The sequence below is a fragment of the Microbaculum mangrovi genome (assembly GCF_051390635.1).
Taxonomy (GTDB): Bacteria; Pseudomonadota; Alphaproteobacteria; order Rhizobiales; family Tepidamorphaceae; genus Microbaculum.
On the sequence record NZ_JBPODT010000004.1, the window covers coordinates 406,738 to 422,475 of the forward strand.

Here is a 15,738-nt window from a genome sequence, read left to right on the forward strand (position 1 = left end):
TGCCATGAGACGCGTAGTTGTCACCGGCATGGGGATCGTCTCGAGCATCGGCAATACCACCCAGGAAGTGGTTGCGTCGCTGCGCGAGGCCAAATCGGGAATCGTCAAGGCCGACGATTACGAGCGGCTCGGTTTCCGATCCCGGATTCACGGCGCGCCGACGCTCGATCCGACCGAACTGGTCGATCGCCGGGCGATGCGCTTCCACGGCGCCGGCACGGCCTGGAACCACGTCGCGATGGACCAGGCGATCCGCGAGTCCGGCCTCGAGGACAGCGAGATCAGCAACGAGCGCACGGGCATCATCATGGGCTCGGGCGGCCCGTCGACGCGCACCCTGATCGAAGCCGCCGATATCGCCCGCGAAAAGGGCCCGAAGCGCATCGGGCCGTTCGCCGTGCCGAAGGCGATGTCGTCGACCGCGTCGGCGACGCTTGCCACCTGGTTCAAGATCAAGGGCATCAACTACTCGATCTCCTCCGCCTGCGCGACTTCGTCGCACTGCATCGGCAACGCCGCGGAAATGATCCAGTGGGGCAAGCAGGACGTCATGTTCGCCGGCGGCTGCGAAGAACTCGAATGGTCGCTGTCGATGCTGTTCGACGCGATGGGCGCCATGTCGTCGAAGTACAACGACACACCGCAGACGGCGTCGCGGGCCTATGACGTCAATCGTGACGGCTTCGTCATCGCCGGCGGCGCCGGCGTGCTTGTCCTGGAGGAGCTCGAGCACGCCAAGGCGCGCGGGGCCCGGATCTATGCCGAGCTTGCCGGATACGGCGCCACTTCCGATGGCTACGACATGGTCGCACCTTCGGGCGAGGGCGGAGAGCGCTGCATGCGCATGGCGATGGCCGATCTCAAGGAGCCGGTCGACTACATCAACCCGCACGCGACCTCGACGCCGGCGGGCGACGGGCCCGAGATCGCCGCGATCCGCAATATCTTCGGGTCAGGCGACAAATGCCCGCCGATCTCCGCCACCAAGTCGCTGACCGGCCATTCGCTGGGTGCCGCGGGTGTCCAGGAAGCCATCTATTCGCTCCTGATGATGAACAACGGCTTCATGTGCGAATCCGCGAATATCGAGGAGCTCGATCCGGAGTTCGCAGACATGCCGATCCTTCGTGAGCGGCGCGACAATGCAGCCATCAATACCGTGCTGTCGAACAGCTTCGGCTTCGGCGGCACCAACGCGACCCTCGTGTTCCGCCGTCTCGACGGCTGAGGGACGCCTCAAGAAACACAGCCGGAAAGGCAGGACCACCGATGAGCAACGGGCTGATGGCCGGAAAGCGCGGCCTGATCATGGGAGTGGCGAACGACCATTCCATCGCCTGGGGCATCGCGACGGCACTGGCCGGCCAGGGTGCCGAGCTCGCCTTCACCTATCAGGGTGAGGCCTTCGGACGGCGGGTCCGCCCGCTGGCGGAGTCGGTCGGCGCCAATCTGGTACTGCCCTGCGACGTCGAGGATGTCGCGACCGTCGATGCGGTTTTCACCGAGCTGCAGACGGCGTGGGACAGCCTCGACTTCGTGGTTCATGCCGTCGCCTTCTCCGACAAGGCGCAGCTCAAGGGCCGCTACGCCGACACGACGCGCGAGAACTTCGTGCGCACGATGGTGATTTCGTGCTTCTCCTTCACCGAGATCGCCAATCGGGCCGCGGCAATGATGCCGAACGGCGGATCGCTGCTGACACTCACCTATGCGGGATCGACCCGCGTGATGCCGAACTACAACGTGATGGGCGTCGCGAAGGCCGCGCTGGAGGCGAGCGTCCGGTATCTGGCCGCCGACTACGGCCCGCAGGGCGTCCGCGTCAACGCAATCTCGGCGGGCCCGGTGCGCACGCTGGCAGGCGCGGGCATCACCGACGCGCGGCGGATGTACAATTTCCACAAGGCGCACGCGCCGCTGCGGCGGGCGACGACCATCGAGGACGTCGGCGGATCGGCGCTCTATCTGCTGTCGCCGCTATCGGCCGGGGTGACCGGCGAGGTCCATTTCGTCGACTCCGGGTTCCATGTGGTCTCCATGCCCAAGCCGGAAGACATGAAGGCCGATCTCGGCAACGGCGACACGGAAAACCTGAAGGCCGCCGAATAATCGGCTCCGGCCCCGCAGGGGCCGTCCTCGGCTAGCTCAGTCCACGATCCAAACGACCTCGGTCTTGCCGCCACGGCCCGGGATCGCGGCAACCTGTACCGGGTCCGGGACGGTTTCATCCGCCATCGTCCCGTCCGGGGCAATCGTCGGCCGGCAGGCGACGGCGTTGCGACCGCTCCGCTTGGCATCGTAGAGCGCCCTGTCGGCGCGGCGCATCAGCGCTTCGATATCCGCGTCGTCACGCTCCGCCGCGGTGACCCCGAAGCTGGCGGTTATCACGGCACCGCCGAGCAGGGGCATCGGCAGCGAAGTCATTCGATGGCGCAACTGCTCGGCGATCGCCACCGCGTCGGCCAGCGAGGTGTCGGGCAGCATGATCGCGAACTCCTCGCCACCGATACGCGCCAGCGAGTCGCGGCTGCGCAGCGCGGATGACAGCAATCCGGCAAGCCGCTTCAGAACCTCGTCGCCGGCGGCGTGGCCGTGGGTGTCGTTGATCCCCTTGAAGCGGTCAATGTCGAGGATGACCAGCGACAGCGCCTCGCCGCTTCGGCGCGCGCCGGCCAGATCGCGAACGCCGCGCCGGAGGAAGCGCCGGCGATTGGCCACGCCGGTCAGCGGGTCGGTTTCTGCGCGGTGCAGGAGATCGGCGCGAACCATTTCCGCCGACAGGATGGTGCGCCCGATCTCTCGCATGAGCCGGCCGGGCTCGTCGTCGTAGTACCCCGGGAGCAACGGCAAGCGGCGGTCGCGGCGATAGGCGTTCAATGCGTCGAGCGAAATCCGGAACGGCGCCATCGCCATCCGCAGGCCGAGAAACATGATGCAGATGCCGACGGCATCGCCGACAAGCGCGGCGGCGAAGATACTCGTCATCTCGATCGGCCAGTCATCCAGAAATACAACCAGACCGAGACTCGCAAACAGAGGCACGCTCAGCGCGACCGTACAGACGAGCAGCAGGCGGCCGAGATAGGTTCCAGGCCATGAGAGGCCGTTCAAAAACCGGTAGAACCCCAGCTCACGCGGGCCATTCCGGTCAGCACCCAGTTGCGACGCAGGCATCGCAATCCCTCTGCATAAAGACCACACGAACATCGCGGTGATCTTCGCAACCTAATGGTGCGAGCCCTTGCGGGGCTCTGAAAGAATTATTCAGCTTTTTAATCAGCTCTCTAACCGGCTGAGCCGGCTTAAAAAGAAACGGCCCCGTGGTTATCCACAGGGCCGTTCCAAGCGGTAATCCGGGGGTCGGAGATCAGGCCGCCTGGCCCGCATCGTCCTCTTCGCCGGTCTCCTGATTGACGACCTTCATCGACAGGCGGACCTTGCCGCGATCGTCGAGGCCGACCAGCTTGACGTAGACCTCGTCGCCTTCCTTGACCACGTCCGTGACCTTCTCCGGACGGCCCTTGGAGAGCTGGGAGATGTGGACGAGGCCGTCGCGCGGACCGAAGAAGTTCACGAAGGCGCCGAAGTCGACGACCTTCACGACCTTGCCGCGATAGATGGCGCCGACTTCCGGCTCGGCCACGATCGACTTGATCCAGTCGAGCGCCGCCTTGATCGCCTTTCCGTCCGACGAGGCGACCTTGATCGTACCGTCGTCGCTGATGTCGATCTTGGCGCCGGTCTTCTCGACGATCTCGCGGACCACCTTGCCGCCGGAGCCAATCACTTCACGGATCTTGTCGACCGGAATAGTGATCACCTCAATGCGTGGGGCATGCTCGCCGAGTTCCGGCCGCGCCTGGGTGATGGCCTTGGCCATCTCGCCGAGGATGTGCATGCGTCCGCCCTTGGCCTGATCGAGGGCGATCTGCATGATCTCCTCGGTGATGCCGGCGATCTTGATGTCCATCTGCAGCGAGGTGATGCCGGCGTCGGTGCCGGCCACCTTGAAGTCCATGTCGCCGAGATGGTCCTCGTCCCCGAGGATATCGGACAGAACCGCGTAACGGCCGCCCTCCTCGAGGATAAGGCCCATGGCGATGCCGGCGACCGGCCGCTTGAGCGGCACGCCGGCATCCATCAGCGCCAGAGAGGTGCCGCATACGGTGGCCATGGAGGACGAGCCGTTCGACTCGGTGATCTCCGAGACGGCGCGCAGGGTGTAGGGGAACTCGGCGTGGTCCGGCAGGATCGGATGGATCGCCCGCCAGGCGAGCTTGCCGTGGCCGATCTCGCGGCGACCGGCGCCGCCCATGCGGCCCGTCTCGCCCACGGAGTAGGGCGGGAAGTTGTAATGGAGCAGGAACCGCTCCTTGTAGGTGCCGGACAGCGAGTCGACGAACTGCTCGTCCTCGCCGGTGCCGAGCGTGGCGACGACCAGCGCCTGGGTCTCGCCGCGGGTAAACAGCGCCGAGCCGTGGGTACGCGGCAACAGGCCGACCTCGGCGACGATCGGGCGAACGGTCTTCAGGTCGCGGCCGTCGATGCGATGGCCGGTCTCGATGATCGAGCCGCGCACGATCTTCTTCTCGAGCTTCTTGAAGACGTCGGCGACCTTCTGCTTGTCGTGGACTTCGCCATCGGCGGCGTCGTCAGGGCAGAGCGTCGCCATGACCATGTCCTTGACCGCGGCCACGGCGTCCTGGCGCTCGGTCTTGGCCGCGATCTTGTAAGCGGCGGCAAGGCCCTGGCCGGCGATCTCGGCAACCTTCGCCCCGAGATCCGAATTGTCGGCGGCGGCGAAGTCGCGCGGCTCCTTGGCGGCGCGCTCGGCAAGGCGGATGATCGCCTCGAGGACGGGCTGGAAGCCCTTGTGGCCGTGCATGACGGCGCCAAGCATGATGTCCTCGGGCAGCTCCTGGGCCTCGGACTCGACCATCAGAACGGCGTCGGCAGTGCCGGCGACGACCAGATCGAGCGTCGATTCCGGCATCTCGTCGAGCTGCGGGTTGAGCACGTACTCGCCGTTGATGTAGCCGACGCGGGCGGCGCCGATCGGGCCCATGAACGGAGCGCCGGACAACGTCAGGGCGGCGGAGGCGGCGACCATCGCCACCATGTCGGGATCGTTCTCGAGGTCATGCGACAGGACGGTCGCGATGACCTGGGTGTCACAACGGAAGCCTTCGACGAACAGCGGGCGGATCGGCCGGTCGATCAGGCGGGAGACCAGCGTCTCCTTCTCGGTCGGTCGGCCTTCGCGCTTGAAGTAGCCGCCGGGGATCTTGCCGGCCGCGTAGTACTTTTCCTGGTAGTGGACGGTCAGCGGCAGGAAGTCGATGCCGGGCTTGGGCTCCTTGGCGGCGACGACCGTGGCGAGCACGGTGGTGTCGCCATACTTGGCGAAAACCGCGCCGTCGGCCTGGCGGGCCATCTTGCCCGTCTCCAGGATCAGCGTGCGGCCGCCCCATTCAATTTCTTCGCGATGGATATCAAACATACCTATGTGCCTCATGGCTCGTGGGATGCAGGGCGAGCCATGGGCAAGATGGCGGGGCGCTTCGTGCCCGAAAACGTCCGGAGGTGAAGCGTCCGGCTATCCTCCCCATGGCCACCAAGCCTCCGGGGTGGTGCGCGGCGGCCTTAAGCCGCCGCGAAAGAGAACGTCAGCGGCGGATGCCGAGACGCTCGATGAGTTCCCGATAGCGTGCCTCGTCCTTCGCCTTCACGTAGTCGAGGAGCCGGCGGCGCTGCGAAACGAGCTTCAGGAGCCCGCGCCGGGAATGGTTGTCCTTCTTGTGCGTCTTGAAATGCTCGGTCAGGTTGGAAATGCGCTCGGTGAGGATCGCAACCTGAACCTCGGGCGAGCCGGTGTCGGCGGAGCCCTTGGCGTATTCCTTGATCAGTTCCTGCTTGCGTTCGGCAGTAATCGACATAGCGACATCGTCTCCAAATCGTTGCGCCCGGCTCCTAACCGGGCAGGTTGAACACGCGCTTCGGGTGCAACTCGCCGCGGTCCGCCTCGACGAGGGCGACAAGCTGTCCTTGCGTCGTCGCGTAAGCCAGACCACTCAGCACGGGTGCATCCCGCCCGCGCAGCAACACCGCTTGTCCATTCCTGAGGCGGGTTGCGTCCGACCGGCTGATGGCCAGCGCCGGGATGTCGTCCAGCGCGGTCTCGACCGGTCGTAGGAAATCGGCCAGGTTCTCCCCGCAGGGATCATCTTGGCCGGGGGCTCTATCGCACAACTCCTCCAGTTTATCCAGAGGAATCATGTCCTCCTCGTCGAAGGGTCCGACGGCGAGGCGACGCAGCGCGACGATGTGGCCGCGGCTGCCAAGCAGGCGGCCGAGATCGCGGGCGATCGCACGCACATAGGTGCCCTTGCCGCATTCGCATTCGAATTCGGTCTCGTCGTTGGCCGTCGGGCCGACGCGCTCCAGACGGATAATCTCGACCTGGCGCGCCTTCAGCTCGACCTCCTCGCCCTCGCGGGCGAGGTCATAGGCGCGCTCGCCGGCGATCTTGATGGCCGAGTATCGCGGCGGGACCTGCTCCACTAGCCCGACGAAACGCGGCAGCGCCGCGTCGATTTCGGCATCGGAGGGTCGGATTTCCGACGTTTCGACGGCTTTTCCTTCCGAATCGTCCGTATCGGTCTCCACGCCCCAACGCACCGCAAAGCGATAGACCTTCAGCCCGTCGACGACGTAGGGCACGGTCTTGGTCGCTTCGCCGAAGGCAACCGGAAGGCAGCCGGAAGCGAGCGGATCGAGGGTGCCGGCATGACCGGCCTTGCGGGTGCCGAACAGACGTTTCAGCCGCGATACGGCTTGGGTCGAGGTCAAGCCGACCGGCTTATCGAGGATCAGCCAGCCGTGGACGTTGGATTCGCGCCTGCGCTGTCCCATCAGACGATCGCCCCCATCAGTCGGCATCCTCGTCGTCGGGCCTGTCGAGATCGCGGGCGACCTCGGGGCTGCGCAGCAACTGATCGATGCGGTCGCCTTCCTCGAAGCTGCGATCGATCTCGAAGCGCAGGTCGGGCATGTATTTCAGCGTGACCTTGCGGGCGAGTTCGCCGCGCAGGAATTTCTTGTGGCGCTCCAGCGCTTTGACGACTTCGTCGACATGCTGGCCGCCGAGCGGCATGACGTAGCAGATCGCATGGCGCAGATCAGGCGTCACGCGCACTTCCGGCACGGTTACCACGGCTGTCTCCAGCACCGGGTCGGAGATATCGCCGCGCTGAAGGACCTGCGCCAGCGCATGGCGCAGCATCTCGCCGACGCGAAGCTGGCGCTGGCTCGGTCCCTGGCCGGCGGCGTGAGACTGGCGGCGGCTCATCGGCACCCCTCCGCTTCCGGCGAAAAGCGCCTCGCAGCGCGCCGAAGCAACGGCGCGGGAACCGGGCCAAACGCCCGGCGACTAGCTGATGTCATCACGTAATCCTCGACGGTTCGGCGCGGGCTTGGACCGCGCCGGACTCATCTAGCGTTCGATCACAGCGTGCGCTGGATCTCTTCGACGGTGTAGCACTCGATCACGTCGCCGGAACGCATGTCCTGGTAGTTCTCGAAGGCCATGCCGCATTCCTGACCGGCCTTGACCTCGCGAACCTCGTCCTTGAAGCGCTTGAGCGTCGACAGCTTGCCCTCGTGGATGACGACATCGTCGCGGATCAGGCGGACACTGGCACCACGCTGAACGACACCGTCGGTGACGCGGCAACCGGCGACCTTGCCGACCTTGGAGATGTTGAACACCTCGAGGATCTCCGCATTGCCGAGCATCTCCTCGCGCAACGTCGGCGACAACAGACCCGACATCGCCGCCTTCACGTCGTCCACCAGGTGGTAGATGACGTTGTAGTAGCGGATCTCGACCCCGTCGCGCTCGGCTGCCTCGCGGGCCTGCCGGTTGGCGCGGACGTTGAAGGCGAGAATGACCGCGTTGGAGGCGGCCGCCAGCGTCACGTCGGATTCGGTGATGCCACCGACACCGGACGACAGAACCCGGGCGCCGACTTCGTCGGTGCCGAGCTTGTCGAGGGCAGCAACGATTGCTTCGGCAGAGCCCTGCACGTCGGCCTTGAGCACCAGCGGGAACTCGGCACGTCCCTGCTCCTTGAGCTGGGACATCATCTGTTCCAGCGAGGTCTTGGCACCGCCGCCGCGCGCCTGCAGGCGCTCGCGCTTCTTGCGCTGGCGATAATCGCTGATCTCGCGGGCACGCGCGTCCGAATCGACGACGGCGAAGCGATCGCCGGCCTCCGGCGTGCCGTCGAGACCGAGCACCTCAACCGGGGTCGCGGGACCGGCGGACTGGACGCTGCGGCCGTGGTCGTCGACCAAGGCGCGGACCTTGCCGGATTCGGCGCCGCACACGAGGATGTCGCCGACATTCAGAGTGCCGCGCTGAACGAGCACGGTGGCGACCGGACCGCGACCCTTGTCGAGCTTCGCCTCGATGACGATGCCTTCGGCGGGACGGTCCGGATTGGCCGTGAGCTCCAGAACCTCGGCCTGAAGCTGGATAGCCTCGAGCAGCTTCTCCAGGTTCAGGTGCTTGAGCGCCGAAACCTCGACCTCGAGCGTGTCGCCGCCCATCGATTCGACGACGATATCCTGGCGCAGGAGATCGGTGCGCACGCGGCTCGGGTCGGCTTCCGGCTTGTCGATCTTGTTGATCGCCACGATGATCGGAACTTCCGCGGCGCGGGCGTGATTGATCGCCTCGATCGTCTGCGGCATGACGCCGTCATCGGCGGCAACGACCAGCACGACGAGGTCGGTGACCTTGGCGCCGCGGGCACGCATCGAGGTGAAGGCCTCGTGGCCCGGCGTGTCGATGAAGGTGATGACCTGGCCGTCGGGCGCCTTGGCTTGATAGGCGCCGATATGCTGCGTGATGCCGCCGGCCTCACCGGAGACCACGTTGGCCTCACGGATCGCGTCGAGCAGCGACGTCTTGCCGTGGTCGACGTGGCCCATGATGGTGACCACCGGCGGACGGGCCTTCATGTCGGCGGGATTGTCGTCCTCGCCGTACAGCCCTTCCTCGACATCGGCCTCGGAGACGCGCTTGACCATATGGCCCATCTCCGTGGCAATGATTTCAGCCGTATCGGCATCGATGATGTCGTTGATCTTGAGCATCTGGCCCTGCTGCATGAGCAGCTTGATCACATCGACCGCGCGCTCGGCCATGCGGTTGGCGAGCTCCTGGATGGTGATCGTCTCGGGCAGAATCACCTCGCGTGCGATCTTCTCGCCCGGCTCACGCGGCCCGGCGGCGCGCTTCTCGCGCTCGCGGCGGCGACGCATCGCGGCCAGGGAGCGGTTGCGTTCGTTCTCGTCGAGGGCGTTCGAAATGGTGAGACGACCGCGCCGACGTTCCTCGCCGCGGCGCACCGGCTTCTGCTCGGCCGCCTTGCGCTTGGCCTTGGCGGCCTCGGCTGCCTCCTCGGCCGCCCGGGCTTCGCGCGTGGGCGCGGCCGGCGCAGGCGCCGCCGCCGCCGCGGGCGTCGCTGCTTCCGGCACCCGCTTCTTTGCTTCCTGCTCGGCCTGCTCGCGAGCCTCTTCCTCGGCCTTGAGTCGCGTTTCTTCCTCGAGCTGGCGCTTCTCCGTCTCCTCGCGTTCCTTCTTCAGGCGCTCCTCGTCGGCGGCACGGCGCTTGGCTTCGCTCTCGGCGACGCGGCGCTCCTCCTCCTCGCGAACCTTCGCCTCGGCGAGCGCGAGGGCGCGGGCGCCCTTCTCCTCGTTGGTCAGAGTGCGCAGTACGACACCGCCGCGCGCAGCTTCGGCCGGCGCGGGCTTGGGTGCGGGCGCGGGTGCGGCCGCCTTCTCAGGCTCCGGCTTAGGCGCCTCCTGTACCGGCGCGGGCTCGGGTGCCTGCGCTTCCGCCTCGGCGCCACCCACGATGGTGCGGCGCTTCTTCTTCTCGACAAGAACCGGCTTTGATCGGCCACGCGGAAAGTTCTGCCTGACCGTGCCCGACTCGACCGTGCGGCGCAGGCTGAGCGTCTTGCGCCCGCCAAGCGTCAGCGTCTTGTCGTCCGGCTGCTTCGTGTCGCTCATTCGGTCCTTCCTGCGAATTCGTCCGGTGACAGGTCCGCCGCCCCTTCGACTTCGCCAAAATAGCGGTCTACAAGGCGGCAACGCGCGATCACCGCGCCACTGGCGCCGCCCTTCTCAAGGGCAGCATGTATCACATTCCCACGGCCTAAGGCCAAACTCATTTCCGCCGAGGTGAACGCCCGACATCGATAGGGCGTCTCAGCACCGGCCCTGGCCCCCGCGTACGCCGCCTGATCGAGCTTGCGTAAGCCGTCCGCGGCCGCGTCGGAGGCGTGCAGCACGAGTGCGGCGCGGCCGCCTCGCAGCATCGCGTCGACTTCGGCGAATCCGACCGCCAGCCGACCGGCCTTGCGCTCCAGTCCCAACCGACCGAGCGCCAAGTCCTTCATCTGCATCCCGACGTTGTCTGCGAGGTCGTCGGAAGTCCGCGACTCCGCCCGGAACGCCCGGGAAAACAGCTTCTTGCGCGCGGCCTCCGCGACCACCCGCCGGTCCGCCGACACCCAAACGCCGCGGCCGGGAAGCCGGCGACGCAAATCGGGAACGACCGACCCATCCGGCGCGCGCGCGAACCGGATCAGGTCATCGACCGGCAGCGACCGACGCGTGACGATACAACGACGCTGCGGCGCCCGGTCTCGCGGGCCCGCGTCGGCCTCATCGGCGGCGACATCGTCGACCACCGTGTCCGCTTCACGCGCATCAAACCGATTCGCCAGCGTTATCCTCCTCGGCCTCCACTTCGGCGCCTTCCTCGGCCGGCTCTTCCTGCATCGCGGCGAGATCGGCCTCGGAGACCCATCCTGCCTTGAGACGGGCAGCCATGATCATCGCCTCCGCTTCCTCGCGCGACAGGTCGAAACCATCAAGGAAGCCCGCGAAGCGCTTGCTCTCGCCGTCAACGCGCTCGAACCAGCCGGTCAGGTCGTCGGTGGCGCAACCGGCCAGATCGTCGACCGTCTTGACGTCGTTCTCGCCGAGCGCAACCAGCATCGCGGTCGACACGCCCGGCACCTCGGCCAGCGCGTCCTCGACACCGATTTCGCGGCGCTTGGCCGTCAGCTCTTCCTCGAGACGCTGCAGATATTCCTTGGCGCGAAGCTGGATTTCCTCGGCCGTCTCCTCGTCGAAGCCTTCGATACCGGCGACCTCGTCGAGCGGCACATACGCGACTTCCTCGACGCTGGAGAAGCCCTCGGAAACCAGCAGCTGGGCGACGACCTCGTCGACGTCAAGCGCTTCCATGAACATATCGGTGCGCTCGGCGAACTCCTTCTGCCGGCGCTCCGACTCCTCCTGCTCGGTGAGGATGTCGATATCCCAGCCGGTGAGCTGCGAGGCGAGGCGGACGTTCTGGCCGCGACGGCCGATGGCCAGCGACAGCTGATCGTCGGGCACCACCACCTCGATGCGCTCGGCATCCTCGTCGAGCACCACCTTGACCACCTCGGCGGGCTGCAGCGCGTTGACGATGAAGCTCGCGGCCTCCGGCGACCACGGAATGATATCGATCTTCTCGCCCTGCAACTCGTTGACGACGGCCTGGACGCGGCTGCCGCGCATGCCGACGCAGGCGCCGACCGGATCGATCGAGGAGTCGTTGGAGATCACGGCGATCTTGGCGCGCGATCCGGGATCGCGGGCGACCGACTTGATCTCGATGATGCCGTCGTAGATCTCCGGCACTTCCTGACCAAACAGCTTCGCCATGAACTGCGGATGCGTGCGCGACAGGAAGATCTGCGGTCCGCGCTGCTCCGAGCGCACGTCGTAGATATAGGCGCGGACGCGGTCACCGGGACGGTACGTCTCGCGGGGGATCAGCTCGTCGCGGCGGATGATCGACTCGGCGCGGCCAAGGTCGACGATGACGTTGCCGTACTCCACGCGCTTGACGACGCCGTTGACGACATCGCCGATGCGATCCTTGTATTCGTCGTACTGGCGCTCGCGCTCGGCCTCGCGCACCTTCTGCACGATGACCTGCTTGGCCGACTGGGCGGCGATGCGGCCAAAGTCGAGGGGCGGAAGCGGCTCGGACATGAAGTCCCCGACCTGGGCGGCCGGATTGCGCTCGCGGGCGTCCTCGACGGAAATCTCGGCGGCGGGATTCTCAAGCGTCTCGACCACCTCGCGCAGGCGGGTCAGCCTGATCTCGCCAGTCTTCGAGTTGATCTCGGCCTTGATGTTGGTCTCGCTGCCGTAGCGCGAGCGGGCTGCTTTCTGGATGGCGTCTTCCATCGCCGAAATGACGATCTGCCGATCGATAACCTTTTCGCGCGCCACCGCGTCTGCGATCTGCAGAAGCTCGAGCCTGTTGGCACTAACAGCCGTCGCCATTTGGTTCTCCGTTGCTATTGCTCGGCGCTGTCGCGCCGTCGCGCCTTTTCGCCCTTCAGGGCCTCGGCAATCAATGAGTCCGTCAGCACCAGCCGCGCCTCGGCGACATCCTCGATGGGGATCGCCACGAGCGCCGGACCGGTATCGTCCTTGGTCTTCTCGATAAGCTCGACCTGGATGTTGCCATCGTCGATGCCGGTGATGCGGCCACGGAACCGCTTGCGGCCGTCGACGGCGACGGCGAGCTCGATCTTGGCCTCGTGCCCCGTCCAGCGCTCGAAGTCGCGACGGCGCACCAGCGGCCTGTCGATTCCCGGCGAGGAGATCTCCAGGTGGTAGGCCCGGTCGACCGGGTCCTCGACATCCAGCACCGGCGACAGGGCGCGCGAGAAATCGGCGCAGTCGTCGACCGTCATCTCGCCATCGGGGCGCTCGGCCATAACCTGCACGGTGCAGCCGTCACGTCCACTGATCTTGACGCGCACCAGATCGAATCCGAGATCGGCGGCGACCGGCTCGGCGATCGCGGCAACCCGCGCGGCAAGGCCGGTCTCGCGCACGATGCGCGGATCGTCCCCGACCTCCGGCCCGTTTTCGGCCGCCTCGGTATCGTTCGCCGGATTCGCCTGCATGGACGCTCTGTCAAAGCCCTCGACTACGAGGCCGGTAACACCTAAAGGAGCGGGCCCCCGGAGGACCCACTCTCAATCCGTCACCGACATCATGAGATTGGAATTACCCAAGTAAATATACGTGTGGCGGCATCTACGCAAGGGTTACGCGGCGAATCATCCTTGCCCCGACCGTCGGATCAGACCCGGCGGAATGTCAGGTAGCATGGAAAGCGGCCCGCCTTGACCGCCTTTTCCTCGTAGCGCGTCCCCGGCCAGGGTTGCCATGGATTTCGCCAGTCGTCGCCGCTTCTGGCGGCCCACTCGAAATCGTCGCGCTGCGCCAACAGCCGCAGGGACCGGTCGGCATAGTCGTCGATATCGGTAGCGAATCGCAGCTCGGCGCCGGGCTTCATCACGCGGGCAAGCGCATCGAGATTCCCGGCCGACAGGAAGCGGCGCTTGCGGTGGCGGCGCTTCGGCCAGGGATCGGGGTAGAGCAGCCAGACACAATCGAGCGAACCGGCCGGCAGCCAGTCGATCACCTGGCGCGCGTCATCGCCGTGGACGCGGATGTTGTCGAGGCCGCGCTCCTCGATTTCGACGAGCAATTTGGCGACGCCGTTGACGAAGGGCTCGCAACCGATGAAGCCCACGCCGCGGTTCCCGTCGGCACGGAAGCCCAGATGCTCGCCGCCGCCGAAGCCGATCTCCAGATGGACCGCCTCGACGGGCGCGGGGAACAGCGCGCGCGGATCGGCCGGGCAGGGGCCGTCGAGCGGCAGCGCCAGCCGCGGCAGCAGCGTCTCGAGCAGCCCCGCTTGGCGGGGCCGCAACTTGTGTCCCTTATGCCGGCCGTAGAGCAGCCGGCGTGCGCGATCTTCAGGCAAATGCGCTCTTGAGCTCGTCGGCGAGATCGACCTTCTCCCAGGAGAATCCGCCATCCGGTTCCGGCTCACGGCCGAAATGGCCGTAGGCGGCGGTGCGCGCGTAGATCGGCCGGTCGAGCCTGAGGTGCTCGCGAATGCCGCGCGGTGACAGATCCACAACGTCGGAGAGCACCGTCTCGAGCTTCGCCTCGTCCACCTGGCCGGTTCCGTGCAGATCGACATAGAGCGACAGCGGCTTGGAAACGCCGATCGCGTACGAGATCTGGATGGTGCACCGGTCGGCGAGACCGGCGGCCACCACGTTCTTGGCGAGATAGCGACAGGCATAGGCGGCGGAGCGGTCGACCTTGGTCGGATCCTTGCCGGAGAAGGCGCCGCCGCCGTGCGGGGCCGCGCCGCCATAGGTGTCGACGATGATCTTGCGTCCGGTCAGACCGCAATCGCCGTCGGGACCGCCGATGACGAACCGGCCGGTCGGATTGACGTAGAATTCCTCCTCCGGGCACATCCAGCCGTCGGGCAGAACGTCGTGCACGAATGGACGGACGATCTCGCGGACCGCCTCGGTCGACAGCGCTTCGCCATGCTGGGTCGAGACGACGATCGACGTGGCGCCAACGGGCTTGCCGCCGGCGTAGCGCAGCGTGACCTGGCTCTTGGCGTCGGGCTCCAGGCCCGGCTGGGCGCCGGAATGGCGCGCGTCCGCCATCGCCTTCAGGATGTTGTGGGCGTAGTAGATCGGCGCGGGCATGAGCGCGGGGGTCTCGCGGCAGGCATATCCGAACATGATGCCCTGATCGCCGGCACCCTCGTCCTTGTTGCCGGCGGCATCGACGCCCTGGGCGATATCGGAGGACTGGGAGTGGACGTAGACCTCGACGGCGGCGTCGCGCCAGTGGAAGCCCGACTGTTCGTAGCCGATCTGCTTGACCGCCTCGCGGGCGATCTCCTCGAGATGGCTATGGGTGATGGTGTCGGGACCGCGGACCTCGCCGGCGAGCACGATTCGGTTCGTGGTGACCATGGTCTCGACGGCGACGCGCGCGTCCGGCTGAGCGCCGAGATAGGCGTCCACGATGGCATCCGAGATCCGGTCACAGACCTTGTCTGGATGGCCCTCGGATACGGATTCGCTCGTGAATAGATAGTCGCTGCGCGCCACGGCCTGCCGGCTCCCTGTTATCAAGACGGGACATACTCCGGGGGACAGTCCGCCCCCCGGCGACCGGTTTGTGACAGCCTCCCCCGATCCCGTCAAGCAAGACGGGGGAACGGCGAGAAACGCCTAGTCGGTGTCGCTCGAAACCGCCTGAACCAGCTCGACCACCTTGCGACGCACCCGCGGATCGGAGATCCGCAGGAAGGCCTTGTTGAGCTGGAGGCCCTCGGCGGAGGAGATGAAATCCACCACGTAGCGCTCGGACTTGGTTTCCGAAAAACCCTCGTCCGCCGGGTTCTGGCCGGGGATGTCCTCGAAGAAGAACGAGACAGGCACGCCAAGAACCTGCGCGATCCTGTACAGCCGGCTGGAGCCGATGCGGTTGGTCCCCTTCTCGTATTTCTGGACCTGCTGGAAGGTGATGCCGAGCTGCTCGCCCAGCTTCTCCTGACTCATGCCAATCAGTACACGACGCAGGCGGACGCGGCTGCCGACATGGACGTCGATAGGGTTGGGTGCCTTACGATTCATCAGATCTTGTTCTTTGTGACGGACGCGTTTGCCGCACCGTCTGGTTCGGATCGAGACGCCGCCTTCGTTGGGTGGCGCCGGTTGCATGTGCCACAGTCGGCGCACATTGCGCCATGGGTGAAACGAG

14 protein-coding genes are annotated in these 15,738 nt (G+C 66.3%); 2 read left to right on the plus strand and 12 right to left on the minus strand.

The window, feature by feature from the left end:
* Positions 1-4 precede the first annotated feature (4 nt).
* The gene (fabB, locus tag ACSF9G_RS18665) at positions 5-1,228 is read left to right on the plus strand and encodes a beta-ketoacyl-ACP synthase I (RefSeq protein WP_436643631.1); all 1,224 of its coding nucleotides are present in this window, start codon (positions 5-7) and stop codon (positions 1,226-1,228) included.
* 41 nt (positions 1,229-1,269) lie between these two features.
* The gene (gene fabI / locus ACSF9G_RS18670) at positions 1,270-2,109 is read left to right on the plus strand and encodes an enoyl-ACP reductase FabI (RefSeq protein WP_436643632.1); all 840 of its coding nucleotides are present in this window, start codon (positions 1,270-1,272) and stop codon (positions 2,107-2,109) included.
* A 36-nt stretch (positions 2,110-2,145) separates the two neighbouring features.
* Here fabI and ACSF9G_RS18675 read toward each other — a convergent pair whose 3' ends face one another.
* From ACSF9G_RS18675 to ACSF9G_RS18730, 12 genes are all read right to left on the minus strand, one after another.
* On the minus strand, positions 2,146-3,174 hold the full coding sequence (locus tag ACSF9G_RS18675) for a GGDEF domain-containing protein (RefSeq protein WP_436643633.1): 1,029 nt from the start codon (positions 3,172-3,174) through the stop codon (positions 2,146-2,148).
* Between the two features lie 193 nt (positions 3,175-3,367).
* Complete coding sequence (gene pnp, locus ACSF9G_RS18680; RefSeq protein ID WP_436643634.1) at positions 3,368-5,500, minus strand: polyribonucleotide nucleotidyltransferase; 2,133 nt, start codon at positions 5,498-5,500, stop codon at positions 3,368-3,370.
* 166 nt (positions 5,501-5,666) lie between these two features.
* Positions 5,667-5,936 carry a 30S ribosomal protein S15 gene (gene rpsO / locus ACSF9G_RS18685; RefSeq protein WP_261615700.1) on the minus strand — a complete coding sequence of 90 codons (270 nt, stop codon included), beginning with the start codon at positions 5,934-5,936 and terminating at the stop codon, positions 5,667-5,669.
* Between the two features lie 34 nt (positions 5,937-5,970).
* A complete protein-coding gene (gene truB / locus ACSF9G_RS18690; RefSeq protein WP_436643635.1) occupies positions 5,971-6,939 on the minus strand; it encodes a tRNA pseudouridine(55) synthase TruB in 969 nt (322 codons plus the stop codon).
* Positions 6,929-7,348: a 30S ribosome-binding factor RbfA gene (rbfA, locus tag ACSF9G_RS18695; RefSeq protein WP_436643636.1), complete on the minus strand. Its 420-nt coding sequence runs from the start codon at positions 7,346-7,348 to the stop codon at positions 6,929-6,931. Before rbfA ends, truB begins: the two co-directional genes overlap by 11 nt.
* A gap of 155 nt (positions 7,349-7,503) precedes the next feature.
* Positions 7,504-10,080, minus strand: a complete 2,577-nt coding sequence (gene infB, locus ACSF9G_RS18700; RefSeq protein ID WP_436643637.1) for a translation initiation factor IF-2 — start codon at positions 10,078-10,080, stop codon at positions 7,504-7,506.
* Complete coding sequence (locus tag ACSF9G_RS18705; protein ID WP_436643638.1) at positions 10,077-10,763, minus strand: RNA-binding protein; 687 nt, start codon at positions 10,761-10,763, stop codon at positions 10,077-10,079. The genes infB and ACSF9G_RS18705 overlap by 4 nt, the downstream gene beginning before the upstream one ends.
* 19 nt (positions 10,764-10,782) lie before the next feature.
* A complete protein-coding gene (gene nusA, locus ACSF9G_RS18710) occupies positions 10,783-12,420 on the minus strand; it encodes a transcription termination factor NusA (protein WP_436643639.1) in 1,638 nt (545 codons plus the stop codon).
* A gap of 14 nt (positions 12,421-12,434) precedes the next feature.
* Positions 12,435-13,052, minus strand: coding sequence for a ribosome maturation factor RimP (rimP, locus tag ACSF9G_RS18715; protein ID WP_436643640.1), 618 nt, complete (start codon positions 13,050-13,052; stop codon positions 12,435-12,437).
* 179 nt (positions 13,053-13,231) lie between these two features.
* Positions 13,232-13,975: a tRNA (guanine(46)-N(7))-methyltransferase TrmB gene (trmB, locus tag ACSF9G_RS18720; RefSeq protein ID WP_436643641.1), complete on the minus strand. Its 744-nt coding sequence runs from the start codon at positions 13,973-13,975 to the stop codon at positions 13,232-13,234.
* Entirely contained in the window at positions 13,914-15,083 is a 1,170-nt protein-coding gene (gene metK, locus ACSF9G_RS18725; RefSeq protein ID WP_436643642.1) for a methionine adenosyltransferase, read from the minus strand. Before metK ends, trmB begins: the two co-directional genes overlap by 62 nt.
* Positions 15,084-15,206: 123 nt before the next feature.
* Positions 15,207-15,611: a helix-turn-helix domain-containing protein gene (locus ACSF9G_RS18730; RefSeq protein WP_436643643.1), complete on the minus strand. Its 405-nt coding sequence runs from the start codon at positions 15,609-15,611 to the stop codon at positions 15,207-15,209.
* Positions 15,612-15,738 lie beyond the last annotated feature (127 nt).

Bases quoted from the DNA above. Each gene is read 5' to 3' on its own strand.
- fabI (WP_436643632.1), top strand. From the start codon at position 1,270: ATGAGCAACGGGCTGATGGCCGGAAAGCGCGGCCTGATCATGGGAGTG.
- rbfA (WP_436643636.1), bottom strand. From the start codon at position 7,348: ATGAGCCGCCGCCAGTCTCACGCCGCCGGCCAGGGACCGAGCCAGCGC.
- truB (WP_436643635.1), bottom strand. From the start codon at position 6,939: ATGCCGACTGATGGGGGCGATCGTCTGATGGGACAGCGCAGGCGCGAA.
- fabB (WP_436643631.1), top strand. From the start codon at position 5: ATGAGACGCGTAGTTGTCACCGGCATGGGGATCGTCTCGAGCATCGGC.
- pnp (WP_436643634.1), bottom strand. From the start codon at position 5,500: ATGTTTGATATCCATCGCGAAGAAATTGAATGGGGCGGCCGCACGCTG.
- trmB (WP_436643641.1), bottom strand. From the start codon at position 13,975: ATGGCGGATTCTCCTGGGAGAAGGTCGATCTCGCCGACGAGCTCAAGA.
- ACSF9G_RS18730 (WP_436643643.1), bottom strand. From the start codon at position 15,611: ATGAATCGTAAGGCACCCAACCCTATCGACGTCCATGTCGGCAGCCGC.
- ACSF9G_RS18675 (WP_436643633.1), bottom strand. From the start codon at position 3,174: ATGCCTGCGTCGCAACTGGGTGCTGACCGGAATGGCCCGCGTGAGCTG.
- infB (WP_436643637.1), bottom strand. From the start codon at position 10,080: ATGAGCGACACGAAGCAGCCGGACGACAAGACGCTGACGCTTGGCGGG.
- rpsO (WP_261615700.1), bottom strand. From the start codon at position 5,936: ATGTCGATTACTGCCGAACGCAAGCAGGAACTGATCAAGGAATACGCC.
- nusA (WP_436643639.1), bottom strand. From the start codon at position 12,420: ATGGCGACGGCTGTTAGTGCCAACAGGCTCGAGCTTCTGCAGATCGCA.
- rimP (WP_436643640.1), bottom strand. From the start codon at position 13,052: ATGCAGGCGAATCCGGCGAACGATACCGAGGCGGCCGAAAACGGGCCG.